Source organism: Bacillus sp. HY001 (genome assembly GCF_007558965.1).
GTDB lineage: Bacteria > Bacillota > Bacilli > Bacillales > Bacillaceae_G > Bacillus_A > Bacillus_A mobilis.
In genome coordinates this window covers 1-2,426 of sequence record NZ_VLTE01000172.1, presented here as the reverse complement: position 1 = coordinate 2,426, position 2,426 = coordinate 1, and the positions used below count along the sequence as shown (strand labels likewise).

The window sequence follows — 2,426 nt, the reverse complement described above, 5'->3', positions numbered from 1 at the left end:
CGACTTCCTTATGTTAACATCTTCGTTAGTTAATGTCAACTAAGTTTTTCATTTTGTTTGCCGCGTTCTGCGTTATTGCATCGGCGACTTGTTCTATACTACACTTCTAACCTACAATCGTCAATATGTTTTTATAAAAAACTTCATTTTTTTATAAATCTTATTTACGCTATTAATTTATCTATTTATATACCTTTTCTATAAGAATAGATAAGCAACCCATAAAGCACGCTATGGGTTGCTGTTCCATCATAAAAACTATTGTTCTTTTGAAGGCATCGAACAACTTTCATCCGTACAAGACATATCGCTTCCACCCTCTGAAGAAAGTTGTTGTAACTTAGGTGCAGGATTCTCTTCTTCCCACACTTGCTGAAGTGCACCAACAAAAGTTTCAAGTGGCTGCGCACCTGAAATAGCATACTTTTGATTAATAATAAAATAAGGCACTCCCGAAATTTGATATTGCTGAGCAATCGCTTCATCAATTCTAACATCATTTGCATATGCGCTTTTATCATGAATAACACGTAAAACTTCTTGCTTTTCTAAACCTGAAGCTTCAGCAATAGTAACAAGCGTATCCACATCACTTAAATTTCTCGATTCTGTGAAATATGCAAACAGTAGATTTTCCGTAATCTCTTTTTCTTTCCCTTGATCCTTTGCAAACTTCGCAAGACGATGCGCATCAAAAGTGTTCGTCGGCTTCATCTCATCAAAGTTAAAACTTAAACCCATACTAGCTGCATGACTTCCTAGTTGTATATTATTACGCTTAGCTTCTTCAATACTAATCCCATACTTTGATGCAAGTACTTCATTAATACTTGTTCCAGAATAGATTGGAGCATTTTGGTCTAATTCAAAACTTTTAAACTCAACTTCAACATCTTTCTTATGTGGAAATTGCTCTAAAGCCATCTCTAATCTACGTTTCCCAATGTAGCAAAATGGGCATACAAAATCTGACCATACTTCAATTTTCATAGAAACACCTCATTAACATGTAGTTTTCAATTATTGTAGCACTGGCACTAAGGAATTCAAAAATTTATGCTTCATGCTTTATATACTACAAACTAAAATGAATCTATAAATAGAAAAAACGATAATCAAAAGTATAAAAAGATTTCCTTCTGATTATCGTATATACAAATCTAACTATGCTGGAATATATCTCCCCACGAATTTCCATACAGTATTCCAATATTTATTTGAATCTATCTTCTCAGCTTCTCCATGTCCAGCACCTGGAACAATTAATTTCTCTTTTTCTACTTTTGCAGCATTATATACTTCATCTAACATTTCATAAGGAACGAACGTATCAGCATCCCCGTGAATAAATAGCATAGGTGTTTTACTTTTCTCTACTTGCTTTATAGCTGAAGCTTCTTTTAAATCATATCCAGCTCTTAATTTTGTAACTGTATTTGCCGCATTCATAACAGGAAATTTCGGCAAGTGGAATAGATCTTTTAGTTGATAAGTAAATTCATCAATAACAGTTGAGTATCCACAATCTTCAATAATAACTTTAACGTTAGAAGGTAACTCTTCACCTGAGGTCATCATTACAGTTGCCCCGCCCATTGAAACACCAAAAAGTGCTATTTCAGCATTAGGGTCTTTCTTTACAATTCGTTGAATCCAAATCAAAATATCTTTACGATCGTGCCAGCCCATCCCTATATAATCGCCCTCACTATTTCCGTGCCCACGAAGATCTGGCGCTATGACGTTATAACCTTGTTCATAAAAATTCCGGATATATTTCGTCATTTTCGATGCCCTGCTATCATATCCATGAACTACAATTGCCCATTTATGGCTGGATTGTTCATTCATATATTCATAACCTGTTAATTTCAACTTATCGAAAGAATTTATGTTTCGTGTATTAGGTTTATGATTTGATACAAAGCTCGCATCCTTTTCTTCGTTTGTAGCGAACACACCTCCTGATGCATTCACTGTTTCTACTAAATGAGGATTATCCTCTAAAAATTCTTTCTCTTGTTTCGCATTCAACGCATAATTATAAAAATAATTCCCAACTAACATATAAGTAATTGCTAGAAGGACTAAAACTACTATAGTAATTACACCTATCTTTTTCATATTATCTCCTTTTTCAAAATGAAATCTTCTTATATTCAAGTACTCAAAAAACAACTGCACTATTTTAACATACCGACAGATCACTTCTCCAAAAAACAAAATAGAAAATCTTAAACTACACATCAAAAATAATGAAAGAAAATGAATATGAGGGGATCAAAAAAATAAGGATTACTTACTTGAGGCTGATAAGAAGTTTAAAACACAAAAAAGACGAGTCATACTGACTCGTCTTACAGTTGCTTGGCGACGTCCTACTCTCACAGGGACAAGGTCCCAACTACCATCGGCGCTAGAGAGCT

Annotated in this window: 2 protein-coding genes; both read right to left on the bottom strand. The window is 34.1% G+C overall.

What is annotated here, in order from left to right; genetic code table 11:
* Positions 1-258 precede the first annotated feature (258 nt).
* Positions 259-990, bottom strand: coding sequence for a DsbA family oxidoreductase (locus FOT98_RS30000; protein ID WP_063262060.1), 732 nt, complete (start codon positions 988-990; stop codon positions 259-261).
* Between the two features lie 174 nt (positions 991-1,164).
* Positions 1,165-2,124 (bottom strand): alpha/beta hydrolase, encoded by a 960-nt coding sequence (locus FOT98_RS29995; protein WP_063262059.1) that lies wholly within the window; start codon positions 2,122-2,124, stop codon positions 1,165-1,167.
* Positions 2,125-2,426 lie beyond the last annotated feature (302 nt).

Bases quoted from the DNA above. Each gene is read 5' to 3' on its own strand.
- FOT98_RS30000 (WP_063262060.1), bottom strand. From the start codon at position 990: ATGAAAATTGAAGTATGGTCAGATTTTGTATGCCCATTTTGCTACATT.
- FOT98_RS29995 (WP_063262059.1), bottom strand. From the start codon at position 2,124: ATGAAAAAGATAGGTGTAATTACTATAGTAGTTTTAGTCCTTCTAGCA.